Origin of the sequence: Streptomyces scabichelini, from assembly GCF_011045015.1 — a bacterium.
Taxonomy (GTDB): Bacteria; Actinomycetota; Actinomycetes; order Streptomycetales; family Streptomycetaceae; genus Streptomyces; species Streptomyces scabichelini.
Map to the genome: position 1 here is coordinate 87,431 of NZ_JAAKZY010000001.1, position 21,630 is coordinate 109,060.

Annotated in this window: 19 protein-coding genes; 6 read left to right on the plus strand and 13 right to left on the minus strand. The window is 69.8% G+C overall.

Annotated features, from left to right (window positions below; genetic code table 11):
• Positions 1 to 6: 6 nt before the first annotated feature.
• Positions 7 to 1,209, minus strand: coding sequence for a geranylgeranyl reductase family protein (locus tag G5C60_RS00410; protein ID WP_165254092.1), 1,203 nt, complete (start codon positions 1,207 to 1,209; stop codon positions 7 to 9).
• A gap of 175 nt (positions 1,210 to 1,384) precedes the next feature.
• Between G5C60_RS00410 and G5C60_RS00415 the strand changes: the two genes are divergently transcribed.
• Positions 1,385 to 2,740 carry a dipeptidase gene (locus G5C60_RS00415; RefSeq protein WP_165254093.1) on the plus strand — a complete coding sequence of 452 codons (1,356 nt, stop codon included), beginning with the start codon at positions 1,385 to 1,387 and terminating at the stop codon, positions 2,738 to 2,740.
• Positions 2,741 to 2,833: 93 nt separating this feature from the next.
• On the opposite strand, the gene G5C60_RS00420 is transcribed toward G5C60_RS00415, so the two are convergent.
• The 5 genes from G5C60_RS00420 to G5C60_RS00440 all read right to left on the minus strand — a co-directional run bounded on the left by G5C60_RS00420 (position 2,834) and on the right by G5C60_RS00440 (position 7,452).
• Positions 2,834 to 3,898, minus strand: coding sequence for an NUDIX hydrolase (locus tag G5C60_RS00420; RefSeq protein ID WP_338145632.1), 1,065 nt, complete (start codon positions 3,896 to 3,898; stop codon positions 2,834 to 2,836).
• Between the two features lie 187 nt (positions 3,899 to 4,085).
• A complete protein-coding gene (locus tag G5C60_RS00425; protein WP_165254095.1) occupies positions 4,086 to 4,289 on the minus strand; it encodes a hypothetical protein in 204 nt (67 codons plus the stop codon).
• 36 nt (positions 4,290 to 4,325) lie between these two features.
• Positions 4,326 to 5,252 (minus strand): carbohydrate ABC transporter permease, encoded by a 927-nt coding sequence (locus G5C60_RS00430; protein ID WP_165254096.1) that lies wholly within the window; start codon positions 5,250 to 5,252, stop codon positions 4,326 to 4,328.
• Positions 5,249 to 6,163, minus strand: coding sequence for an ABC transporter permease subunit (locus G5C60_RS00435; protein WP_165254097.1), 915 nt, complete (start codon positions 6,161 to 6,163; stop codon positions 5,249 to 5,251). Before G5C60_RS00435 ends, G5C60_RS00430 begins: the two co-directional genes overlap by 4 nt.
• Positions 6,164 to 6,183: 20 nt before the next feature.
• Complete coding sequence (locus tag G5C60_RS00440) at positions 6,184 to 7,452, minus strand: ABC transporter substrate-binding protein (protein ID WP_165254098.1); 1,269 nt, start codon at positions 7,450 to 7,452, stop codon at positions 6,184 to 6,186.
• A gap of 266 nt (positions 7,453 to 7,718) precedes the next feature.
• Here G5C60_RS00440 and G5C60_RS00445 point away from each other — a divergent pair, with 266 nt between their 5' ends.
• Positions 7,719 to 9,764 carry an NPCBM/NEW2 domain-containing protein gene (locus G5C60_RS00445; protein WP_206438921.1) on the plus strand — a complete coding sequence of 682 codons (2,046 nt, stop codon included), beginning with the start codon at positions 7,719 to 7,721 and terminating at the stop codon, positions 9,762 to 9,764.
• 90 nt (positions 9,765 to 9,854) lie between these two features.
• Here the strand turns inward: G5C60_RS00445 and G5C60_RS00450 are convergent, their stop codons facing one another.
• Positions 9,855 to 10,814 carry an ROK family protein gene (locus G5C60_RS00450; protein ID WP_165254100.1) on the minus strand — a complete coding sequence of 320 codons (960 nt, stop codon included), beginning with the start codon at positions 10,812 to 10,814 and terminating at the stop codon, positions 9,855 to 9,857.
• A 198-nt stretch (positions 10,815 to 11,012) separates the two neighbouring features.
• Here G5C60_RS00450 and G5C60_RS00455 point away from each other — a divergent pair, with 198 nt between their 5' ends.
• Together G5C60_RS00455 and G5C60_RS00460 are read left to right on the plus strand one after the other, a co-directional pair.
• Positions 11,013 to 12,107: a LacI family DNA-binding transcriptional regulator gene (locus G5C60_RS00455; protein WP_206438922.1), complete on the plus strand. Its 1,095-nt coding sequence runs from the start codon at positions 11,013 to 11,015 to the stop codon at positions 12,105 to 12,107.
• A gap of 3 nt (positions 12,108 to 12,110) precedes the next feature.
• Positions 12,111 to 12,914 carry a hypothetical protein gene (locus G5C60_RS00460; protein ID WP_165254102.1) on the plus strand — a complete coding sequence of 268 codons (804 nt, stop codon included), beginning with the start codon at positions 12,111 to 12,113 and terminating at the stop codon, positions 12,912 to 12,914.
• Here the strand turns inward: G5C60_RS00460 and G5C60_RS00465 are convergent.
• A complete protein-coding gene (locus tag G5C60_RS00465) occupies positions 12,860 to 14,818 on the minus strand; it encodes a protein kinase domain-containing protein (protein WP_165254103.1) in 1,959 nt (652 codons plus the stop codon). The genes G5C60_RS00460 and G5C60_RS00465 overlap by 55 nt on opposite strands.
• Positions 14,819 to 14,938: 120 nt before the next feature.
• A complete protein-coding gene (locus G5C60_RS00470; RefSeq protein ID WP_165254104.1) occupies positions 14,939 to 16,243 on the minus strand; it encodes a DUF6986 family protein in 1,305 nt (434 codons plus the stop codon).
• Positions 16,244 to 16,454: 211 nt separating this feature from the next.
• On the opposite strand from G5C60_RS00470, the gene G5C60_RS00475 reads away from it, so the two are divergent.
• The gene (locus tag G5C60_RS00475) at positions 16,455 to 17,363 is read left to right on the plus strand and encodes an endonuclease/exonuclease/phosphatase family protein (protein WP_338145633.1); all 909 of its coding nucleotides are present in this window, start codon (positions 16,455 to 16,457) and stop codon (positions 17,361 to 17,363) included.
• An 87-nt stretch (positions 17,364 to 17,450) separates the two neighbouring features.
• Here G5C60_RS00475 and G5C60_RS00480 read toward each other — a convergent pair whose 3' ends face one another.
• The 4 genes from G5C60_RS00480 to G5C60_RS00495 all read right to left on the minus strand — a co-directional run bounded on the left by G5C60_RS00480 (position 17,451) and on the right by G5C60_RS00495 (position 20,625).
• Positions 17,451 to 18,413, minus strand: coding sequence for an electron transfer flavoprotein subunit alpha/FixB family protein (locus G5C60_RS00480; RefSeq protein WP_165254106.1), 963 nt, complete (start codon positions 18,411 to 18,413; stop codon positions 17,451 to 17,453).
• A gap of 54 nt (positions 18,414 to 18,467) precedes the next feature.
• A complete protein-coding gene (locus tag G5C60_RS00485) occupies positions 18,468 to 19,253 on the minus strand; it encodes an electron transfer flavoprotein subunit beta/FixA family protein (protein ID WP_165254107.1) in 786 nt (261 codons plus the stop codon).
• A gap of 255 nt (positions 19,254 to 19,508) precedes the next feature.
• The gene (locus G5C60_RS00490; RefSeq protein WP_165254108.1) at positions 19,509 to 20,018 is read right to left on the minus strand and encodes a flavin reductase family protein; all 510 of its coding nucleotides are present in this window, start codon (positions 20,016 to 20,018) and stop codon (positions 19,509 to 19,511) included.
• Between the two features lie 223 nt (positions 20,019 to 20,241).
• Entirely contained in the window at positions 20,242 to 20,625 is a 384-nt protein-coding gene (locus G5C60_RS00495; protein ID WP_338145635.1) for a TlpA family protein disulfide reductase, read from the minus strand.
• Between the two features lie 272 nt (positions 20,626 to 20,897).
• Between G5C60_RS00495 and G5C60_RS00500 the strand changes: the two genes are divergently transcribed.
• Positions 20,898 to 21,626, plus strand: coding sequence for a lysophospholipid acyltransferase family protein (locus tag G5C60_RS00500; protein ID WP_165254110.1), 729 nt, complete (start codon positions 20,898 to 20,900; stop codon positions 21,624 to 21,626).
• Positions 21,627 to 21,630: the final 4 nt, after the last annotated feature.

Sequence of the window (21,630 nt, forward strand, 5' to 3'; positions counted from 1 at the left end):
GCCCGGCTACCGGTCGAGCGCGGTCAGGGCGCGCCCGGCCATCGGGTGGCTGCGTACGAGTTCGCCCAGCGAGGTCGCACCGCGGGTGATCCCCGTGAACGCCTTCCAGGCCGGCCGGAAGCCCGTGATCGCGGCGTGGAACACACCGGGGCGGCGTTCGAAGGCCATGAGCATGCGCTTGCCCACGCTCATCTCGACGCCAAGACCCGCCTTGATGGCGAAGGCGTAGTTCAGGGCCTGGCGCCGGGTGTCCACCGCGTCGTGCGCCTCGGCGATCCGTACCGCCCACTCCCCCGCGAGCCGCCCCGACCGCAGAGCGAACGAGATGCCCTCGCGGGTCCACGGCTCGAGGAGCCCCGCCGCGTCCCCGCACACCAGCACCCGCCCGCGCGAGAGCGGCGAGTCGTCGGCGCGGCACCGCGTCAGATGCCCGGACGAGATGCTCGGCTCGAAGCCGGCGAGGCCGAGCCGGGCGATGAAGTCCTCCAAGTACCGCTTGGTGGCGGCTCCTTCACCACGCGCCGAGATCACGCCGACGGTGAGGGTGTCGCCCTTGGGGAACACCCATCCGTAACTGCCGGGCATGGGACCCCAGTCGATGAGGACCCGCCCCTTCCAGTCCTCGGCGACGGTCTCCGGGACGGGGATCTCCGCCTCCAGGCCGAGATCGACCTGGTCGAGCTTCACCCCGACATGCGCTCCTATCCGGCTGGCGCTGCCGTCCGCGCCGATCACGGCCCGCGCCAGCACGGTCTCGCCGTCCTGCAGTACGACGGCCACGGTGCGCCGGTCCGGTACGGCCGAGCCGTGCTGTTCCACGCGCGCGACCGTGACGCCGGTGCGCAGTTCGGCACCCGCCTTCTGCGCGTGCTCGACAAGCCGCTGGTCGAACTCGGGCCGGTTGATCAGCCCGAAAAGCATCTGCTTGGAGCGGCGGGTACGCGTGAACCTGCCGTCGAGCGAGAACGTGACCGCGTGCACCCGGTCCCGCAAGGGCAGCTCGAAGCCGGGCGGCAGGGCGTCGCGCGAGGGGCCGATGATGCCGCCGCCGCACGTCTTGTAGCGGGGCAGCTCCGCCTTCTCCAGCACCAGGACGCGGCGCCCGGCGACCGCTGCCGCATAGGCCGCCGAGGCGCCCGCGGGCCCCGCACCGACCACGACGACGTCCCATACCCGCTGTGCGTCGTCCGAAGAGTTCTCGCTGCTCACGATGGTCTGCTGCTCCGATCCAGCCGCCTGCCGCTCCTGCCTCACGCATCCTACGGCGGGCCTCGGCGAACACCGCTGTGGGAGTATCGGCAGCGTATGCACGACGCGCACCCGTACGCGCGTGCATCCCCCACGTACCCATCCGTACAACGTCGCACCTACGAGGAGCGTGCCCATGTCGTCGAACCCGGTCGCCGAGACCGTCGCCTCCCTGATGCCCAGGGCGAAGGCGGAGCTCACCGAGCTGGTGGCCTTCAAGTCGGTGGCGGACTTCGGCCAGTTCCCCCGCAGCGAGAGCGAGGGCGCCGCGAACTGGGTGGCCGAGGCGCTGCGCACCGAGGGTTTCCAGGACGTGGCGCTGCTCGACACCCCGGACGGTACGCAGTCGGTGTACGGCTTCCTGCCCGGGCCCGAGGGTGCGAAGACCGTGCTGCTGTACGCGCACTACGACGTGCAGCCGCCGCTCGACGAAACGGCGTGGCTGACACCGCCGTTCGAGCTGACGGAGCGCGAGGGCCGCTGGTACGGGCGGGGTGCCGCCGACTGCAAGGGCGGTTTCATCATGCACCTGCTGGCGCTGCGCGCCCTCAAGGCGAACGGCGGCGTCCCGGTCAACGTCAAGGTGATCGCGGAGGGTTCGGAGGAGCAGGGCACGGGCGGCCTGGAGCGGTACGCCGAGGAACACCCGGAGCTGCTCGCCGCCGACACGATCGTCATTGGCGACGCCGGCAACTTCCGGGCCGGTGTGCCGACGGTCACCACGGCGCTGCGCGGCATGACGCTCGTACGCGTCCGGATCGACACCCTCGGAGGCAACCTGCACTCGGGGCAGTTCGGCGGTGCGGCACCCGACGCGCTGGCCGCGCTGATCCGCGTACTGGACTCGCTGCGCGCCGAGGACGGTTCGACGACGGTCGACGGGCTCACGAGCGACGCGCGGTGGGACGGTCTGCAGTACGAGGAGGACCGCTTCCGCGAGGACGCCAAGGTGCTCGACGGCGTCGGGCTGATCGGCTCCGGCACGGTCGCCGACCGTATCTGGGCGCGTCCGGCCGTGACGGTGCTCGGCATCGACTGCCCGCCGGTGGTCGGCGCCACCCCGTCCGTGCAGGCGGGCGCCCGTGCGCTGGTCAGCCTGCGGGTGCCGCCGGGCGTGGACGCGGCCGAGGCGACCAAGCTGCTCCAGGCCCACTTGGAGGCGCACACGCCGTGGGGCGCGCGGTTGAGCACCGAACAGATCGGCCAGGGCCAGGCGTTCCGCGCCGACACCTCCAGCCCGGCGTACGCGGCGATGGCCGAGGCGATGAGGCTCGCGTACGACGGGGCGGAGATGCAGTACGCGGGCCAGGGCGGCTCCATCCCCCTGTGCAACACCCTCGCCTCCCTCTACCCGCGCGCGGAGATCCTCCTGATCGGCCTGAGCGAGCCGGAGGCCCAGATCCACGCCGTGAACGAGAGCGTGTCTCCGGAGGAGCTGGAACGCCTCTCGGTCGCCGAGGCACTGTTCCTGCGCAACTACGCGGCGAGCTGATCGCATACGCCGAAGTGGCGTGCCTCGGTCGCGGTGATCCGGCCATCCGACGATCGAGGACGCGTCGGCGGTGCTGCGCACGGCCGCCCGGCCCTACGCGTGACCGACGGGCACCCCGGCCTCCAGATACAGCGCCGCCCCTCGTTCCCGCGCGCGCAGTGCCCAGCGGAGCCGCTCGTAGCGGACCGGTGGCAGCAGAGTGGCGGCCTCCTCCTCGGTGGCGAAGCGCCAGTCACGCAGTTCGGGGCCCGGCAGCAGCATCCGTCGGGCCTCGGCGCCGTCGAGGCGTCCGCCGTCGAACAGGAGGCGCAGTCCGCCGTAGCCGGGGGGTGCGGGTGGTTCCCAGTCGACGACCAACAGGCCGGGTACGTCGTCGAGTTGGATGCCGGTTTCCTCGGCGACCTCGCGCATGCCCGCGCGGGCGGGTGCCTCTCCGCGTTCGACGACGCCGCCGGGGAACTCCCAGCCGGCCTTGTACGTGGGGTCGACGAGGAGCACACGGTTCTGCTCGTCGAAGAGGAGCACCCCGGCGGCGACGGTCTCCGCGGTGGGCTCGGGGGTCTGCACGATGTCGCAGACGGGCACCGCGCCGGTGCGTACGGCGTCGGCGATGCGCTCCGCGGTCTCGTACGGGGTGAGCGCGCTGGTGTCCACGAGGTGGGCGTCGGCGGTGAGCCAGCCGGCCAGCGCGGCGCGGTAGGGCTCGATGTGGTCGTACGACCACTGGCGCACCCGTACCTCCCCGTCGGGCAGATCCGGCGCGCCACCCATGTCGACCGGCACCTCCCGGCCGGCTATTCGTTCCCGCAGGATCGTTTCCGCCGGGGCGAGGAGCACATGGCGTACCGGAATCCGGCGGGAGGCGAGCCCGCCGAAGATCTCGTCGCGGTAGTCCTGGCGGAGCAGGGTCATGGGGACCACGAGGACGCCGCCGAGTTCGGCTAGCAGCGCGGCCGCGGTGTCGACCACGAGCCGCCGCCAGATCGGCAGGTCCTGGAAGTCGCCGACCTCGGCGAGGTGCTTGGGCGGCAGCAGATGCGTCAGTCCGGCTCCGATGAGCTCGGGGTCGAAGAGTGTGCTGTCCGGGATCAGGTCGATCAGTTCCCGTGCGGTGGTGGTCTTCCCCGCACCGAACGCGCCGTTGATCCAAACGATCACGTTGCCCCCCTCTTCTGATGGCCCCCTGAGGCTTGCCCCTTCCACCCTGCCACGGAAACCAGGCCCTGATGAGGCCGCCTTCCACGGGGCCGGACGCATGCGGAAGCCCGGCCGTGGGCGGGCCGGGCTTCTGTCGTGACGTTGGGATGTCGAGATGTCGAGATGGAGCCTGGCGGGCTCGGGTCGGTCAGCCCTTGCGCTGCGGAACGTTTTTCTCCACGGAGACGCTGGCCACGCCGGAGTCGCTGACCGCGTGGTTGAGCGTGGTGAGCGTGTCCTTTACGTGTTCGACGCCGACGGCGTCGCTTTCGAGGGAGTGGGACGGGGTGACCGCCGCCACCACGAATCCGGTGGCGAGGGACGCGACGGCGAGCATGCTTCTCTTCTTCATGCCCGGCTCAACTGCGAAACCGGGCAGGAGTCACGGTCAGCCCTTCGTGGAGCCGAGGGTGAGCCCCGCGATGAAGTGCCGTTGGAGGAGCAGGAAGACGAGGATGGTGGGGAGGGCCACCAGGACCGAGCCCGCGGCCAGCAGATTGTAGTCCGTGAAGAACTGACCCCTGAGGTTGTTCAGCGACGATGTGATCGGGAGCTTGTCGGGATTGGAGATGAAGATCAGGGCCCAGAGGAAGTCGTTGTAGATCCAGGTGAATTCGAGGGTGCCGAGCGCCGCGAGAGCGGGCCTGCACAGCGGCAGCGTGATGCGCCAGAACTGGGTCCACACGCCCGCACCGTCGACGATCGCCGCCTCCAGGATCTCCTGCGGCAGCGCCCGCATGAAATTGGCGAGCACGAAGACGCAGAACCCCAGCTGGAAGCCGATGTTGACGATGAGCACGGCCCAGTACGAGTCGTACATCGTCAGGGAGTCGGACATCCACCAGGGCAGCGGGATCCGGTTGAACAGGACGTACAGCGGGGTGACGATGACCTGCTGCGGGAGCAGGTTGCCCGCCGTGAAGAACATCAGCAGGACGATGCCGCCGCGGATCCTCAGCCGGGACACGGCGAAGGCGACGAACGCGGCGAGGAACAGCGTGATGATCACGCCGGGTACGGCGATCAGCAGGGTGTTGGTGAAGTACTTGCCCATGCCGGATTCGCTGTAGGCCCGGCGGTAATAGTCGAAGGACAGGTCCTTCGGGAACGAGAAGTAGCCGTGCTGCGCCGTCTCGTCGTACGGCCTGAGCGAGGCGTAGACGGCGAGCAGCAGCGGGGCGAGGAAGGCCAGCGAGACGACGGTCAGGAAGAGATGCGTCCCGAAGCGGCCACGGCGCGGCCGGCCGGGCGCGGGGGCCTTGGCCGGACGGGCGACCCGGCGCGTGGGCGCGGTGGTGCGGATGTCGGCGGTCATCGGTCGCGCGCACCTCGCAGCTCTTGGACCAGGAACGTCACGATGAACCCCAGGGAGAAGGTGAGCAGGACGACCGCGATGGCGGAGCCGAATCCGATGCGGCTGGCCTCCCCGATGATGTTGTCCGTGATGAGGACGGAGAGCAGTTCGAGGCCGTTGCGGCCCTTGTTGACGGCGTAGACGATGTCGAAGGCGCGCAGTGCCTCGATGACGGTGATCACGCCGACGATGACGTTGACCGGGCGGAGGGTCGGGAAGACGACGCGGAAGAAGGTCTGGCGGGCGTTGGCGCCGTCGATCGCCGCCGCCTCCTTCAGCTCCGGGTCCACGGACTTGAGTCCGGCCAGGTAGAGGATCATGACGTAGCCGACATGCCGCCAGCTCGCGAAGATCATGATCATCCAGAGGTTGAGATCGGAGTTGCCGAGCCAGTCGATGGGGTCGTCGCGGTTGGCGAGCATGGTGTTGATCGCGCCCTGGTCGGTGCCGAGCACCAGCTGTGCGATGAAGCCGACGATGGCGAGCGAGAGCACCACGGGCATGTAGAGCGTGGACTGGTAGAAACGGCTGAACCGCACGCCGCGGTCGATGAGTATGGCGAGGAAGAGTCCGAACGGTGTGGCGATCAGCCCGAGGAAGGCCAGCCAGAGGAGGTTGTGGCGGACCGCGGGCCAGAACACCGGGTAGTTGTTGGCCAGGTTGTCGTAGTTCTCACCGCCCACCCAGTGCACGTCGCCGATCCCGTCCCATGCGGTGAAGGACAGGCCGATGGAGGCCAGCGTGGGCCCCCAGATGATGAAGATGTCGATGAGGATCGGAATGCCCAGGAGCACGCCGAGGACGGCAAGGTCACGGCGCGTGAAACGCCGCAGGCCTCGCCGTCCGGCGTGCCGCGTGATGTTCAGCGGCACGGTTCGTATTCCCCCAATGCTCAGCCCACGGGCTGCGAGAAGATGGTCTTCTTCTGCCGCTCGATACCGTTGACCAGTCCGTCGACGTCATTCGGGTTGGCGATGAAGTCCTGAATCGCCTTGATCATCACGGTCGACGAGAAGTCGGGACGGGTGTCCCGGTCCATGAACTGCGAGATCTGCTTGGCGTTCGCCATGAGGTCCACGGACTTCTTCTGCAGGGCGGAGTACTTGGAGGTGTCGGCGCCCTCGTTGACCGCGACGTTGTTGGGGTCGACGGACAGATAGAGCTCCTCGGCCTCGGGCGTGCCCAGAAACTTCAGGAGGTCCTTGGCGGCGTCGACGTTCTTCGACTTCTTCGCGATGAGGAAGCCGTCGATCGGTGCTTCCACCGCGTCCTGTCCGTACTGCGGGTCGATTTCAGGGAAGGCGAAGAGGTCGATGTCGTCGCGTTCGCTCTCCGGGAACTGCTGCCCGGGGTGCGGCATTCCGAAGACCGCCATGCCGGCCGTGCGCTTCTGCAGACCCTGGGCGGCCTCCTGCCAGGTGCGGCCGAGGGCGCCCTTCTGGTAGTAGGGCATGAGTTCGCGCCACAGGTCGAAGACGTTCTTGACCTTGGGGCTGGTCCACGCCTCTTCGCCGGCCATGAGGCTCTTGTGGAAGTCGTATCCGTTAGCGCGCATGTTGATGTAGTCGAAGGTGCCCATGGCCGGCCAGCCGTCCTTGTCGGAGAAGGCGACCGGAATTCCGTCGCCGTGCATCTTCTTGGCCAGCGCGATGAACTCGTCCCAGGTTTTTGCCTGTTCGTATCCACGCTCCTCGAAGAGGCTCTTCCGATGGAAGACCGCCCATGGGTAGTAGTAGTACGGCACGAAGTACTGCTTGCCGTCATAGGTGGCCTGGTCCTTGAAGGCCGGTGAGAAGCCCTTGAAGTCCTGCCACACGTCGCTGATCTCGGTGAGCAGACCCTTTTCCGCGAAGTACTGCATGCGGTAGCCGGCGAACCACATGAAGACGTCGTCCGGCCGGCCCTGCAGATAGCGGTTGATGTTCTCCTGGAAGTCGTTGTGGTCCTTGGTGTTGACCTTGACGGTCTTCCCGGTCTTCTTCTCGTAGCGCTGAAAGGCAGCCGCGTACGCCTTCTTGGGCACGGGGTCGGACGCATTGGACCCCATGGTGACCGTGTTGCCGTCACCGCCGGGACCCTCACCGCAGGCGGAGAGCAGTGCGGGCAGCGTGACCGCCCCGGCTCCGGCGGCCACACCACGCAGGAGATTGCGCCTGGACATCCGATGTTCCGCGGCGCTTCGGCGCACGCCAGAACCATTGAACGATGACTGTGCCATGTCCCCCTCCTCGGGGTGCAACCCAACACAACCGAACGCGGTTGGGATCTCACTCCTCATAGAGGGCACCGTCAAGGGTTCTGACGGGATATCGAACAAGCGTTACCGCATCTCTTCCAACACAGTCCAACACGGCCTACCGTAAGCGCGCGCCGATGGCTCCCGAGCCGCAGTCATCCCATCTTTCGCGAGTACGGAGGAACGTAACGATGCGTCATCTCCCAACCCGCACTACCCGCCGAAGAGTGGTCGGAGCGCTTGCCGCAGCCGCACTGTGCACCACCGGGCTCACGGCATCCGCCACGGCACAGGAGGCGGACAGACCGACGGGCAACGCCGCCGCCCCGCTCCTCGACGACGGGCAGGCCCTCACCCCGCCGATGGGCTTCAACAACTGGAACGCCACGCACTGCCGCGCCGAGTTCAACGAAGCGATGGTCAAGGGCATCGCCGACATCTTCGTCGAGAAAGGACTCAAGGACGCCGGCTACCAGTACGTCAACCTCGACGACTGCTGGGCCCTGCCGCAGCGCGACGCGAACGGCAAGCTGGTGCCCGACCCGGTCCGCTTCCCGGGCGGTATCAAGGCGGTTGCCGACTACGTCCACTCCAAGGGACTCAAGCTCGGCATCTACACCAGCGCCGGCACCAAGACCTGCAACACCGCCGGCTTCCCCGGCGCGCTCGGCCACGAGTACAGCGACGCCCAGCAGTTCGCGGACTGGGGCGTCGACTACCTCAAGTACGACAACTGCAACAACCAGGGCGTGGACGCCAAACAGCGCTACACGACGATGCGGGACGCGCTCAAGGCCGCCTCTGAGAAGACGGGCCGTCCCATCGTCTACAGCATCTGCGAGTGGGGCCAGAACAAGCCCTGGGAGTGGGCCGCGGATGTCGGACATCTGTGGCGTACGACCGGCGACATCAGTGACAACTGGGGCTCGATGCTGTCGATCATGAAGCAGAACCTGCCGCTCGACCAGTACGCCGGTCCCGGGCACTGGAACGACCCCGACATGCTGGAGGTCGGCAACGGCGGAATGACGGACACGGAGTACCGCACGCACTTCTCGATGTGGTCGATCATGGCCGCGCCGCTGCTCATCGGCTCCGATCTGCGGTCGGTGTCCGAGGAGACCTTCGAGATCCTCGGCAACAAGGAAGTCATCGCGGTCGATCAGGACCCGCTGGGCAAGCAGGGTGCGGTCGTCTCCTCCGAGGGCGGACGCTGGGTCGTCGCCAAGGAGATGAAGGACGGCAGCCGGGCCGTGGCCCTCTTCAACGAGACGGGCAGCGCGCAGCGCATCGCCACGACCGCCGCGGCCGTAGGCCTTCCCAAGGCCGACGCGTACACGATGCGCGACCTGTGGCAGCACAAGAGCTACAACACGGCGGGCACGATCTCGGCGACCGTCCCCGCGCACGGCACCGTCCTCCTCCGCGTCTCGGCCGACGCCGAGTGGGCCAAGAACCCGCCTGCCGTCGAACTCGGCCTGGCCGGGAGCCAATTGGTCGAGGCGGGCAAGCCGACCGCACTGACCACGTCGGTCACCGACCTGGGCCGTACTCCGGCGACGCGCGTCTCCGTGTCACTGAGCGGACCCTCGGGCTGGACCGTGAAGGCCAACTCGCCGACCACCGCGGGCACCCTGCCGACGGGTCGCGCGCTCCGTACGAAGTGGACGGTGACCGCGCCTGCGGATGCGAAGACGGGATCGTACGACCTGACACTCAAGGCGACTTATCGCTCGCCGACCGGGATACGGGCGGAGAGTGTGCTGCCGCTGACGGTGTCCGTCGTGGCGGCGCCACCGTCGGGCACGTCCCACCTCGGCGATCTGCCGTGGCTCTCAGCGGCCAACGGCTGGGGCCCTGTCGAGCGCAACACCAGCAACGGGGAGAGCGCGGCGGGTGACGGCAATCCCCTCACCATCGACGGGGTCGTGTACGCCAAGGGGCTCGGCGTGCACGCGGAGAGCGCCGTCGAGTACTACACCGGCAAGGCCTGCGAGACGGTCACCGCGCAGGTGGGCGTCGATGACGAGGAGGGCGCCGAGGGCTCCGTCGCGTTCGAGATCTGGGCGGACGACGCGAAGGTCGCCTCGACCGGCGTACTGACCAACGCCCAGCCCGCACAGGCGATGTCGGCCGATGTGAGCGGGGCGCAGGTGGTGCGCCTCGTCGTCACGGACGGCGGCGACGACGTCACCTCGGACCACGCCGACTGGGCGGACGCACAACTCAGCTGCTGAGGTCCCTTGGTCGGGGTGCCCTCGTGCACTCGTGCCCTCGTGCTCTCGCGTCGGCCGCACGAGGGCACCCCGTCAGGCCCCGTTCGACGCTCAGCCGCCGACCCCCGCCGCCGTCGCGCTCGGCCTGCGGCTGAGCGCGGCCGCCGCCGCGCCGACCAGACCCGCGTCCGTCCCCATCTGGGCAGGAGTGATGGTGAGGCGCTGGACGAAGGACAGCGTCGCGTAGTCGCGCAGGGCGGCGCGCAGGGGCGTGAACAGGATGTCGCCCGCCTTGCCCACTCCCCCGCCGATCACCGCGATGTCGATCTCCACCAGGGTCGCGGTCGCGGCGATACCGGCGGCCAGGGCCTGGGCGGCGCGCTCGAAGGACGCGAGAGCGACGGCGTCGCCCGCGCGGGCGGCGGCGGCCACCGCGGCGGCCGAGGTGTCGCCGTCGGGGCCGGGCTGCCAGCCGCCCTCGATGGCGCGGCGCGCGATGTTGGGGCCGCTCGCGATGCGCTCGACGCAGCCACGGGACCCGCACGGGCACAGGTCGCCGTCCAGATCCACGCTGATGTGACCGATGTGGCCGGCGTTGCCCGTGGGTCCGGGATGCAGTCGGCCACCCAGGACGAGACCGCCGCCGACGCCCGTGGAGACGACCATGCACAGCGCGTTGTCGTGCCCGCGGGCCGCGCCCTGCCAGTGCTCGGCGGCCGTGATCGCCACGCCGTCGCCGATCAGTTCCACGGGCAGCCCGCCCGTGGCGGTGCGGACCCGCTCGACCAGCGGGTAGTCGCGCCAGCCCGGAATGTTCACGGGGCTCACGGTGCCCGTCGAGGCGTCCACCGGGCCCGCGCTGCCGATGCCGAGGGCCGTGGCGCGGCTCCACAGCGGCGCGGCGGTCAGCTCGCCGAGCACGGCCTCGACGGCCCGCATGATGGTGTCGCCGTCCTCCTGCGCGGGCGTGGCGCGCTGCGCGCGCAGGAGGATGCGGCCATGGCCGTCCACCAGCGCTCCGGCGATCTTGGTGCCGCCGATGTCGAGCGCGGCCACGAGGTCGGTGTGCATCAGTGTCTGATCTCCCGCTGTGGTGTCTTTCCGAGGGGCGACCCCCGAAGTATTACCAGGGGTGTCCCCCGGACCCCCGGCCGGACGAACAGGCAGCACGACTGGCCCCGAAGGGAGGGCAGGCCGGAGAATGCGATGGACAGTGTCCCCTGCATCTGACAACGTTGTCCAGGCTCTATGCTCGACGCCACATCACCAATGAGCACGTCATCAGGACCGACGTACCCCGTGGACTACAGGACAGGACAGCGCATCGTGGCCGAGACCGCCCGCCGAACCGACAACCGCTACGGCAACCGTCCGACCATGAAGGACGTCGCGGCGCGTGCCGGAGTCGGCCTCAAGACGGTATCGCGTGTAGTCAACGGTGAGCCGGGCGTCACCCCGGACACCGAGCGCCGGGTGCAGGAGGCGATCGACGCGCTGGGCTTTCGCCGCAACGACAGCGCGCGGGTGCTGCGCAAGGGCCGCACCGCGAGCATCGGCCTCGTCCTGGAGGATCTCTCCGATCCGTTCTACGGACCGCTCAGCCGCGCGGTCGAGGAGGTGGCCCGCGCCCACGGCGCCCTGCTGATCAACGGTTCCAGCGCCGAGGACCCGGACCGCGAGCAGGAGCTGGTCCTGGCGCTGTGCGCGCGCCGCGTGGACGGGCTCGTCGTCATCCCGGCCGGTGACGACCACCGCTATCTGGAGCCGGAGATAAAGGCGGGCGTCGCCACGGTCTTCGTGGACCGCCCCGCCGGTCAGATCGACGCGGACGTCGTGCTGTCCGACAACTTCGGCGGCGCGCGGGACGGCGTCGCCCATCTGATCGCGCACGGCCACCGCCGCATCGGGTTCATCGGCGACATGCCCCGCATCCACACCGCCGCGGAGCGGCTGCGTGGCTACCGCACGGCCATGGAGGACGCCGGCATCCCGGTCGAGGACGCCTGGACGTCCCTGGGCGTCACTGATCCGCAGCGGGTCCGCCGGGCCGCCGAGGCCATGCTGTCGGGCCCCTCTCCCGTCACCGCGATCTTCACGGGCAACAACCGTGTGACGGTCACCGTCGTCCGCATCCTCGCCGAGCGCTCCGGCCCCGTCGCCCTCGTCGGTTTCGACGACATCGAACTCGCCGACCTCCTCCAGCCCGGCGTCACCGTCGTCGCCCAGGACTCCGCCCAGCTCGGCCGCACCGCCGCCGAGCGTCTCTTCCGCCAGCTCGACGGCACGCTCGTCCTTCCGGAGCGCATCGAACTCCCGACCAGGCTGATCACCCGCGGCTCGGGCGAGCTGCCGCCGGCGGGCTGACCCATGACGTATGCGGACCGTCGCACGCTCGCGGCACTCGGCCTCGCCGAAGCCCCGCGCGATCACCCTCTGACCTATCCGGGCGCCTGGCCCGAACAGTCCGGGCTCCTGGACGGCGACCGGCTGCTGCCCCTCAGCCGCCTCACGTTCGAGGATCGCGTCCCCGTCCTCGCGGTCGGCTCCAACGCCTGCCCCGCGCAACTCCGGCACAAGATGCGGGAGTTCGGGATCGAGTCGCCCATCCCCCTGGTGAAGGCGAAGGTCACGGGCATCGAGGTCGGTGTCTCCGCGCATGTCAGCGGGATGGGGTACATGTCCGCGTCGCCCTTCCGCGCTCCCGGGCTCACCCGGGAGTTGTTCCTCACCTGGCTGAACTCAGCGCAGCTCACGGCGATCGACGCGAGCGAGGGAGTCACGGCGCCGTCCGGTGCGTACGACCGTGTCCTGCTGCCCGCTTCCGACGTGGCGGTCGAGCTGGAATCGGGCGAGCTGCTCGACGGCGCCCATCTCTACGTCAACCGGCGGGGCGTTCTCCACAACGGCACCGGTACGCCGCGCCGGCATCAGGGCCAGCACGCGCTGCTCACCGAACTCCTCGCCGAGTCACCGCGGTTGAGGGAACTGTTCGGCTCCACGCCCGAGGAGTTCTGCACGCGGGCGCGCGGCGACCGGGCGCTCTGCATGCGGGGCACCCGGCTGTTCGCCGAGGAGGGGCGGGCGACGGCCTCCGGTCTGGAGAAGTACGTACGCGCTCAGCAGACCGGCAGTCCCGGCACCGGTGCGTCGTTGTCGCCGCCCTTGATGTAGACGTCGCTGACGAAGACGTTCGTGTTGCCGCTGTCGTCGTCCGTCTTCGCCCACCAGATGTTCGTCCACTCGCCGTAGGTCTCGCGGCGGCCCAGGTTCTGCTGGCAGTAGAAGTAGTTGGTGCCCGCGTTGAGGGTGCCGGCCTCGGCTCCGTCGGCGGTGTAGGACGTGGCGGTGCGCCAGACCTCGCAGTTGTACTTTCCGCCGCCGATGGAATTGCAGACGGGGGCGGGGCTGGGATCGTCTCCGCCGCCGCTGGTGCCGCCCGGCGTGCCACCGCCGCCCGTGGTTCCGCCGTCGTCGGTGGGCCTGGGAGTGGGGGCGGGGGCCTTCGTCGTCGGCTCGGAGTCCTCCGTGCCCTCCGGCTCCTTGGGCGCAGGCGGGGGATTCTTGTCGCCCTGCTCGGTGGGCTCGGGGTCGTCCGACGGGTCCACCGAGCCGCGACTGGCGTCCGCCGAGGACGGGGAGTCGCCGGCTTCTGGAGTGGCAGGTGCCCCGGAGGCCGTCTTCGAGTCACCCGAGTCGTTCAGCAGGGCCACGGTGACGCCGGTCGCGGCCAGGACGACGGTGACCGCCGCGGCGGCGAGCAGCGCTCGGGTCTTACGACGCCGGGGAGCTCCGGAAGTGGTGACCTGGGTCTGGAGCTCCGGCTGTGGGGCTCCGACGCCTGGTCCGCCTGAGCCCGGCGCTCCGAAGCCCGGTCCGGCCGGAGGTGGCGATGCGGGGAGGCCGGATTCCGGAGTTCCGAACGCCTGCTGGGCCGCACCCGGAGTCCCCGCGCCCGGTCCGTCCGCACCCGGAGTCCCCGCGCCCGATCCAGCCACGCCCGCAGCCCCGAACTCCGCTCCACCGGACTCCGGCGGCCCGTCCCCCGGCCCGTTCATCGACGGCGGTGCGGCGTGCCCCGCCTCCGGCGCCCCGAAGCCCGGTCCGCCCGAGCCCGGCGCCCCGAAGCCGGGCGGTACCGACGGCACACTCCGCTCGGTGGTCTCGCGTGGCTTCGGCGCGGATCCGCGCAGGCCGGTGGTCGCGGAGTCCTGGTCGGGCGTCTCCGCCGCCACCGCCTCCAGCAGTTCGCGTGCCCGGTCGGCGTCCGGCCGGTCCTGCGGCTGCTTCCGCATGAGCTCCTGCAGTACGGGACCCAGCGGCCCGGCGCCCCGCGCCTCCGGCAGCGGTTCGACGACGATCGCGGTGAGTGTGGACCACGTCGACGTACGGCGGAACGGTGAGGTGCCCTCGACTGCCGCGTACAGCGTGGCGCCCAGGGCCCAGACGTCGGACGCGGGTCCCGGGTCCTGGCCCTGGGCGCGCTCGGGCGCCAAGTAGTCCAGGGAACCCACCAGTTCGCCGCTGCGCGTCAGGTGCGTGGTGGAGCCGTCGCCGGGGTCGTCCATCGTCGCGATGCCGAAGTCGGTGAGGACGATCCGGCCGGAGCGGTCGAGCAGGATGTTGCCGGGCTTGACGTCGCGGTGGAGGACTCCGGCGCGGTGGGCCGCGGCCAGCGCGTCCATGACCTTCGCGCCGATCTCGGCGGCCTCGCGCGGGTCGAGCGGGCCCCGCTCCCGCAGCACGTCGTCGAGGGAGGGCCCGTCGACCAGTTCCATGACGATCAGCGGGCGGCCCTCGACCTCGGCCACGTCGTGCACGGCGATGACTCCGGGGTGGCGCACCCGGGCCGCCGCGCGCGCCTCGCGCTGCATCCTGCGCCCCAGGTCGGCGAGTTCGGGAGCGGCAGCGTCGGTGTACGTCCGCAGTTCCTTGACCGCGACCTCGCGGCCGAGTACCTCGTCGAGGGCCCGCCAGACGACGCCCATGCCGCCGCGCCCGAGCTGGGCCACGATTCGGTATCGCCCGGCCAGGAGCCGGCCGATCCCATCCGTCTGTTCGTTCTCCCCCGAAGACACCCCTGCCCCGTTCCTGTCACACGCCGATCAAGTCGCTAACAGCCTAGGGGGGCGTGAGTGACAGCGCGGACCCAAGGCGATGGCTGTGACAGGCCCGCTACTCGGCGAAGACAGTCGGAGTCACTGGGCGGAGACGGTCAGGCCGCCCCGCCTGGGCATCGCGAAGCCTTCCAGGTCCGCGCGGGTCAGGCCCGTCACACGCGCCACCTCCGCGATGTCGAGGGCCCCGCAGTCCAGGCCCCGCAGCAGATAGCCGCTGAGTGCCTTGGCGGTCGCGGGCTCGTCCATCACGTCGCCGCCCGCGCGGTTGGCGTACCGGGCGAGGCGCGCGGCCGCCTGCTCGAAGCCCTCGCGGTAGAAGGCGAACACGGCCGCGTACCGGGTCGGGATGTGGCCCGGGTGCATGTCCCAGCCCTGATAGTAGGCGCGGGCCAGGGCGCGCCGGGTGAGGCCGTAGTGCAGCCGCCAGGCGTCGTGGACCCTGGAAGTCGGGCCGACGGGCAGGACGTTGGTGGAGCCGTCCGAGACCCGTACGCCGGTGCCCGCCGCCGCGACCTGCATGATCGCCTTCGCGTGGTCTGCGGCCGGGTGGTCGCTGGCCTGGTGGGCGGCGCTGACGCCGAGGCAGGCGCTGTAGTCGAAGGTCCCGTAGTGCAGCCCGGTGGCACGGCCCTCGGCGGCCTGGATCATCCGCGCGACGGTCGCGGTGCCGTCGGTGGCGAGGATGGACTGGCTGGTCTCGATCTGGATCTCGAACCCGATCCGCCCATGCTCGAGCCCGCGCGCCTTCTCGAACGCCTCCAGCAGCCGCACCATCGCGGTGACCTGCTCGGCGTATGTCACCTTCGGCAGCGTGAGCACCAGACCGTCCGGCAGTCCGCCCGCCTCCATCAGCCCGGTCAGGAAGATGTCGAGGGTCCGGATGCCCCGCTCGCGCACCGGCGCCTCCATGCACTTCATCCGGATACCCATGTACGGGGCGGCCGTGCCGTTCTCGTACGCCTCCGAGATCAGCCGTGCGGCACGGGCGGCCGCCTCGTCCTCCTCGGCGTCGGGGCGCGGGCCGTAGCCGTCCTCGAAGTCGACGCGCAGGTCCTCGATGGGCTCACGCTCCAGCTTGGCGCGTACGCGGTCGTGGACGGGCCCGGCCAGCTCGTCGGCGAGGCCGAGGACCGCGGCGAAGGACGCGGCGTCCGGGGCGTGTTCGTCCAGGGCGGCGAGGGCCAGGTCGCCCCAGGAGCGGATGGTGTCGGCGGCGAAGACGTCCCCGGGGACGTAGACGGTGTGGACGGGCTGGCGGGTGCCGGGGTCTCCGGGGTAGCGGCGCTCCAGCTCGGCGTCGACCGGGGCGAGGGAGGCGCTGATCTCCTCGCTGACGGCGCCCGCGAGGCTCGTCGCCACCTTCTCCTGCTGCCCCTGGCCCATCCCGACACCTCTCTGTTTTCCGCCAACCGGAATCAACAATCCGTAGAGCGAAGTTATCCAGGGACCTTCCCGCTGGTCAACACCCCTTCCGCCGAGGTGCACCCCGGGACTTCCCTCCATGGCCACCGCGGGCTCTCGACATGTTCACGCCCAACTTCGACACTGCGGTGCGCACGACTCACCCGGCATCCGCCACCGAAGGAGCCCTCCCGTGCCCACCAAGCACAACCGAGTCTCGCGACGTCTGGGCCTGAAGACCGCCGTCGCCGCCGCGATCGCCTTGCCTCTGACCAGTACAGCACCCATCACCGCGACCGCCGCGCCGGTGGACAGATCCGGCCGCCGCCTGGAGGTCATGTCGTTCAACCTGCGCTACGCGAGCACTGCCGAACCCAACAGCTGGGCCGCCCGCCGCCCCGTGATGCGCGAACTGCTGCGCCGCGAGCGGCTCCACGTCATCGGCACCCAGGAAGGCCTCTACCAGCAGGTGCGCGACATCGAGACGGATCTCGGACCGCACTACGACTGGATCGGCACGGGTCGCGCGGGCGGCAGCCGCGACGAGTTCATGGCGATCTTCTACGACACCCGCCGGCTCGCCCCCGTGGAGTACGACCACTTCTGGCTCTCCGACACGCCCGACGTGATCGGCTCGAACACCTGGGGCGGCGGGTCCATCCGCATGGTGACCTGGGTACGGTTCCGCGATCTGGCCGACGGGGAGCGGGAGTTCTACTTCCTCAACACGCACCTCGACAACGCGAGTCAGAACGCACGCGCGCGTGCCGCCGATCTGACCGCCCAGCGCATCGCGGGCCTCGACCGCTCACTGCCGCTCGTCGTGACCGGCGACTTCAACGTCGCCGCACACAAGAACCCCGTCTACGACACCATGCTGGGCGCCGGTCTCGTCGACACCTGGGACACGGCCGCCAAGCGGAGCAAGCTGTACGCGACCTTCCACGGTTACCGGCCCCTGATCCCGGACGGCGACCGCATCGACTGGGTCCTCGCCACACCCGGCGTGACCGCGCACAGTGCCTCGATCAACACCTTCTCCGTGAACGGCCAGTTCCCGAGCGACCATCTGCCCGTACAGGCGTCGCTGAGCCTGGGATGAGTCCGGGGAGTCCGGGGAGTCCGGGATGAGTCGAGGCCCCTGTGACCGTGTCGCCGGTCCCAGGGGCCTCGTACTGTTCGGAGACGCTCAGCCCTTGCGGGTCTTGATCTCCTCGGTGAGCTGCGGGACGACCTCGAAGAGGTCGCCGACCACGCCGTAGTCGACCAGGTCGAAGATCGGGGCCTCGGCGTCCTTGTTGACCGCCACGATGGTCTTCGAGGTCTGCATGCCGGCCCGGTGCTGGATCGCACCGGAGATACCGGAGGCGATGTACAGCTGCGGGGACACGGACTTGCCGGTCTGGCCGACCTGGTTGGAGTGCGGGTACCAGCCCGCGTCCACCGCGGCGCGCGAGGCGCCGACGGCCGCGCCGAGGGAGTCGGCGAGCGCCTCGATGATCGCGAAGTTCTCGGCGCCGTTGACGCCGCGGCCGCCGGAGACCACGATCGCGGCCTCGGTCAGCTCCGGGCGGCCGGTCGACTCGCGCGGCGTACGGGACGTGATCTTGGTGCCGGTCGCCTTGTCCGAGAAGGTCACGGACAGTGCCTCGACGGTACCCGCGGCCGGGGCGGGCTCCACGGCGGCGGAGTTGGGCTTGACCGTGATGACCGGGGTGCCCTTGGAGATCCGGGACTTGGTGGTGAAGGCGGCGGCGAACACCGACTGCGTGGCCACCGGGCCCTCGTCGCCGGCCTCCAGGTCGACGGCGTCGGTGATGATGCCGGAGCCGATGCGGACCGCGAGGCGGGCGGCGATCTCCTTGCCCTCACCGGAGGACGGGACCAGCACGGCGGCCGGGGACACGGCGTCGTAGGCGGCCTGGAGGGCGTCCACCTTCGGTACGACCAGGTAGTCGGCGAACTCGGGGGCGTCGGCGGTCAGGACGCGGGTCGCGCCGTGCTCGGCGAGCGCGGCGGCGGTGTTTTCGGCACCCGCGCCGAGGGCGACGGCGACCGGCTCGCCGATGCGGCGGGCCAGCGTCAGCAGCTCCAGGGTGGGCTTGCGGACGGCACCGTCCACGTGGTCGACGTAGACGAGAACTTCAGCCATGGGACTTCTTCTCTCCTGCTTGCGAAAGATGAGGGGCGGTAAGCGGGTTGGGCCTTAGACGAACTTCTGGCCCGCGAGGAACTCAGCGAGCTGCTTGCCGCCCTCGCCCTCGTCCTTGACGATCGTGCCGGCCGTGCGCGCCGGGCGCTCCGCGGCGGAGTCGACGACCGTGTAGGCGCCTTCCAGACCGACCTCCTCGGCCTCGATGTCGAGGTCGGACAGGTCCCAGGAGGTCACCGGCTTCTTCTTGGCGGCCATGATGCCCTTGAAGGACGGGTAGCGCGCCTCACCCGACTGGTCGGTGACGGACACGACCGCCGGAAGGGAGGCCTCCAGCTGCTCGGAGGCGGAGTCGCCGTCGCGGCGGCCCTTGACCGTGCCCTCCTCGACCGACACCTCGGAAAGCAGCGTGACCTGCGGGACGCCCAGCCGCTCGGCCAGCAGCGCCGGGACCACGCCCATGGTGCCGTCGGTGGAGGCCATGCCGGAGATGACCAGGTCGTAGCCGGCCTTCTCGATCGCCTTGGCCAGCACCAGCGACGTACCGATGGCGTCGGTGCCGTGCAGGTCGTCGTCCTCGACGTGGATGGCCTTGTCCGCACCCATGGACAGCGCCTTGCGCAGCGCGTCCTTGGCGTCCTCCGGGCCCACCGTCAGGACGGTGATCTCAGCGTCGTCGGCCTCGTCGGCGATCTGCAGTGCCTGCTCGACCGCGTACTCGTCGAGCTCCGAGAGCAGACCGTCCACGTCGTCCCGGTCGACGGTCAGGTCATCGGCGAAGTGCCGGTCGCCAGTGGCGTCGGGCACGTACTTCACAGTGACAACGATCCTCAAGCTCACGCCGGCTCTCCTACTGCAATCGTCATTTCCGAGCTGCTTTGTTTCAGGCAGCATAGGCGCCTCGAGCGGCTCGTCCCGGTTGGGGCGGCCTGCCCTCCGAACCAAATATTACTCGTCAGTACATCCAGTTCCTGCCCGCTAAGCAAGCGCTTTGAACTGTGACCTTTGCAACGCAGCGTAATCGGAACTCGACGCTTCCGCAGGGGCCCCGGCTGCCCGGTCCCTCGAGTCCGTCGCATTCGTCCGTCGTGTTCTTCATTCGCGCAGGCCGTTGAAACGCCCCTGGTGGTAGAGGAGCGGGCGCCCTGCGCCGGTGGGATCGCCGAGGACGACCTCGGCCAGCACGATGCGGTGGTCCCCCGCGGGCACCCGCGCGACGATCCGGCACACGAGCCAGGCCAGGACGTCGTCGAGTACGGGCACGCCTTCGGGACCCTCACGCCAGCTCGTGGCCGGACCGAAGCGGTCGGCGCCGCTGCGGGCGAAGGTGGCGGCCAGCTCCCGCTGGTGCTCCCCGAGTATGTGGACGCCGACGTGCTCCGTCTCGGAGATCACCGGCCAGCTCGAGGCGCCGGTGCCGATGCCGAAGGAGAGCAGCGGGGGCTCGGCGGAGACCGAGGTGAGCGAGGTGGCGGTGAAGCCGACAGGGCTGCTGCCGCCCTGTGCGGTGATCACGGCGACTCCGGCCGCGTGCCGCCGGAAGACGGAGCGGAGCAGGTCGGGAGAGGCGAGTCGAGGTGTGCCGAGGCCGGGCGTGGCCGTCATGGAGTTGTCCTTCTGCGGGAGACGATGAGCTGGTTCTGGGCTGCTCAACAGCCCGGACAGCGCGCGCTCGCTGTGCGGGCCAGGTCCACGTGGACACGCTCGAAGAGAAGGAGTTCCGGAGGCACACGGCCAGGCTGACGATGGTTGGCACGTGCAGTCAAGTGCGTTCCGGCATCTGGGAGATGCGTCACCGGCAGCCGCATGCGCCGGCGCACCCCCGCCCTCAGGTCGCTCCAACAGCCTCGCCGAGCGCGGCGATCACATCCGCCTTGCGCGGCTGCCCGGTCGCGCGGCGCACGACGGCTCCGTCCGCGTCGAGCACCAGCACGGTCGGTGTCTTGAGGATGTCGAGTGCGCGTACGAGGTCCAGGTGGTCCTCGGCATCGATCTCGACGTGGGTCACGCCCGGGACCATTCCAGCAATCTCGCCGAGCACTCGGCGAGTCGCCCGGCAGGGCGCACAGAAGGCGCTGGAGAACTGGACCAGCGTGGCCCGTTCGCCGAGATTCTCGCCCAACTCGGCCACCCCGAGGCGCTTTCCGCCATCCCGCCCGCGCACGCTCACCCTCCCGCTCCGCTGCCGATGCAGCACTCCATAGCTGTCGATGCACGAATCCGTAGGCGGCCGCCACGGTGAGCACCACCACGTCTTCAGCGCTCACGAGACCGCGGAGATTCCCGGTGCACCGCGGAGATTCCCGGTGCCACGGCAGCCGGACCGTACGCCGACGTGATGAGAATCTCGCCACTCGAAGGAACCAGGACTGGCTACTCGTCCGTTCTTCGGGCACGATCTGCGCATTGCCGTAAACCTACGGCTGCGTAACTTTCCCGCCGGGATACCCCCTTCCCAGGCAGAGAGAAGGGTCCACTCCGTTCATGGCTGAGCTTGCCTACCGTCCCGCCATCGGTCTCGCCCGCACGCTGTTCAAGGCCTGGGACCTGAAGATCGACTGCAAGGGATCGGAGAACATCCCGCGCTCGGGCGGTGCGGTGCTGGTGAGCAATCACATCAGCTACCTCGACTTCATCTTCGACGGTCTCGCCGCCCTGCCGCAGAAGCGCCTGGTCCGCTTCATGGCCAAGGAGTCGGTCTTCCGGCACAAGATCTCCGGCCCGCTGATGCGCAACATGAAGCACATCCCCGTGGACCGCAACCAGGGCGAGGCGGCGTACGCACACGCGCTGGACTCCCTGCGCTCCGGTGAGGTCATCGGGGTCTTCCCCGAAGCCACCATCTCGCAGTCGTTCACGCTGAAGAGCTTCAAGTCGGGTGCCGCGCGCCTGGCCCAGGAGGCCGGCGTCCCGCTGATCCCGATGGCTCTGTGGGGCACGCAGCGGCTGTGGACGAAGGGCCATCCGAAGAACTTCAAGCGCAGCCACATCCCGATCACCATCCGCGTCGGCGAGGCGATCGAGGCCTCCCGGGACAAGTACGCGGGCGCGATCACCCGTCAACTGCGCGAGCGCGTACAGGAGTTGCTGGAAGCAGCCCAGCGCGCCTACCCCGTACGCCCCAAGGACCCGAACGACACCTGGTGGATGCCGGCCCATCTCGGCGGCACGGCCCCGACGCCCGAAGAAGTGAAGGCCGCCGAGGCGCGCTGAGCCG

Bases quoted from the DNA above. Each gene is read 5' to 3' on its own strand.
- G5C60_RS00490 (WP_165254108.1), bottom strand. From the start codon at position 20,018: ATGACGGCCACGCCCGGCCTCGGCACACCTCGACTCGCCTCTCCCGAC.
- G5C60_RS00500 (WP_165254110.1), top strand. From the start codon at position 20,898: ATGGCTGAGCTTGCCTACCGTCCCGCCATCGGTCTCGCCCGCACGCTG.
- G5C60_RS00440 (WP_165254098.1), bottom strand. From the start codon at position 7,452: ATGTCCAGGCGCAATCTCCTGCGTGGTGTGGCCGCCGGAGCCGGGGCG.
- G5C60_RS00480 (WP_165254106.1), bottom strand. From the start codon at position 18,413: ATGGCTGAAGTTCTCGTCTACGTCGACCACGTGGACGGTGCCGTCCGC.
- G5C60_RS00425 (WP_165254095.1), bottom strand. From the start codon at position 4,289: ATGAAGAAGAGAAGCATGCTCGCCGTCGCGTCCCTCGCCACCGGATTC.
- G5C60_RS00430 (WP_165254096.1), bottom strand. From the start codon at position 5,252: ATGACCGCCGACATCCGCACCACCGCGCCCACGCGCCGGGTCGCCCGT.
- G5C60_RS00460 (WP_165254102.1), top strand. From the start codon at position 12,111: ATGACGTATGCGGACCGTCGCACGCTCGCGGCACTCGGCCTCGCCGAA.
- G5C60_RS00450 (WP_165254100.1), bottom strand. From the start codon at position 10,814: ATGCACACCGACCTCGTGGCCGCGCTCGACATCGGCGGCACCAAGATC.
- G5C60_RS00455 (WP_206438922.1), top strand. From the start codon at position 11,013: ATGAGCACGTCATCAGGACCGACGTACCCCGTGGACTACAGGACAGGA.
- G5C60_RS00445 (WP_206438921.1), top strand. From the start codon at position 7,719: ATGCGTCATCTCCCAACCCGCACTACCCGCCGAAGAGTGGTCGGAGCG.
- G5C60_RS00415 (WP_165254093.1), top strand. From the start codon at position 1,385: ATGTCGTCGAACCCGGTCGCCGAGACCGTCGCCTCCCTGATGCCCAGG.
- G5C60_RS00470 (WP_165254104.1), bottom strand. From the start codon at position 16,243: ATGGGCCAGGGGCAGCAGGAGAAGGTGGCGACGAGCCTCGCGGGCGCC.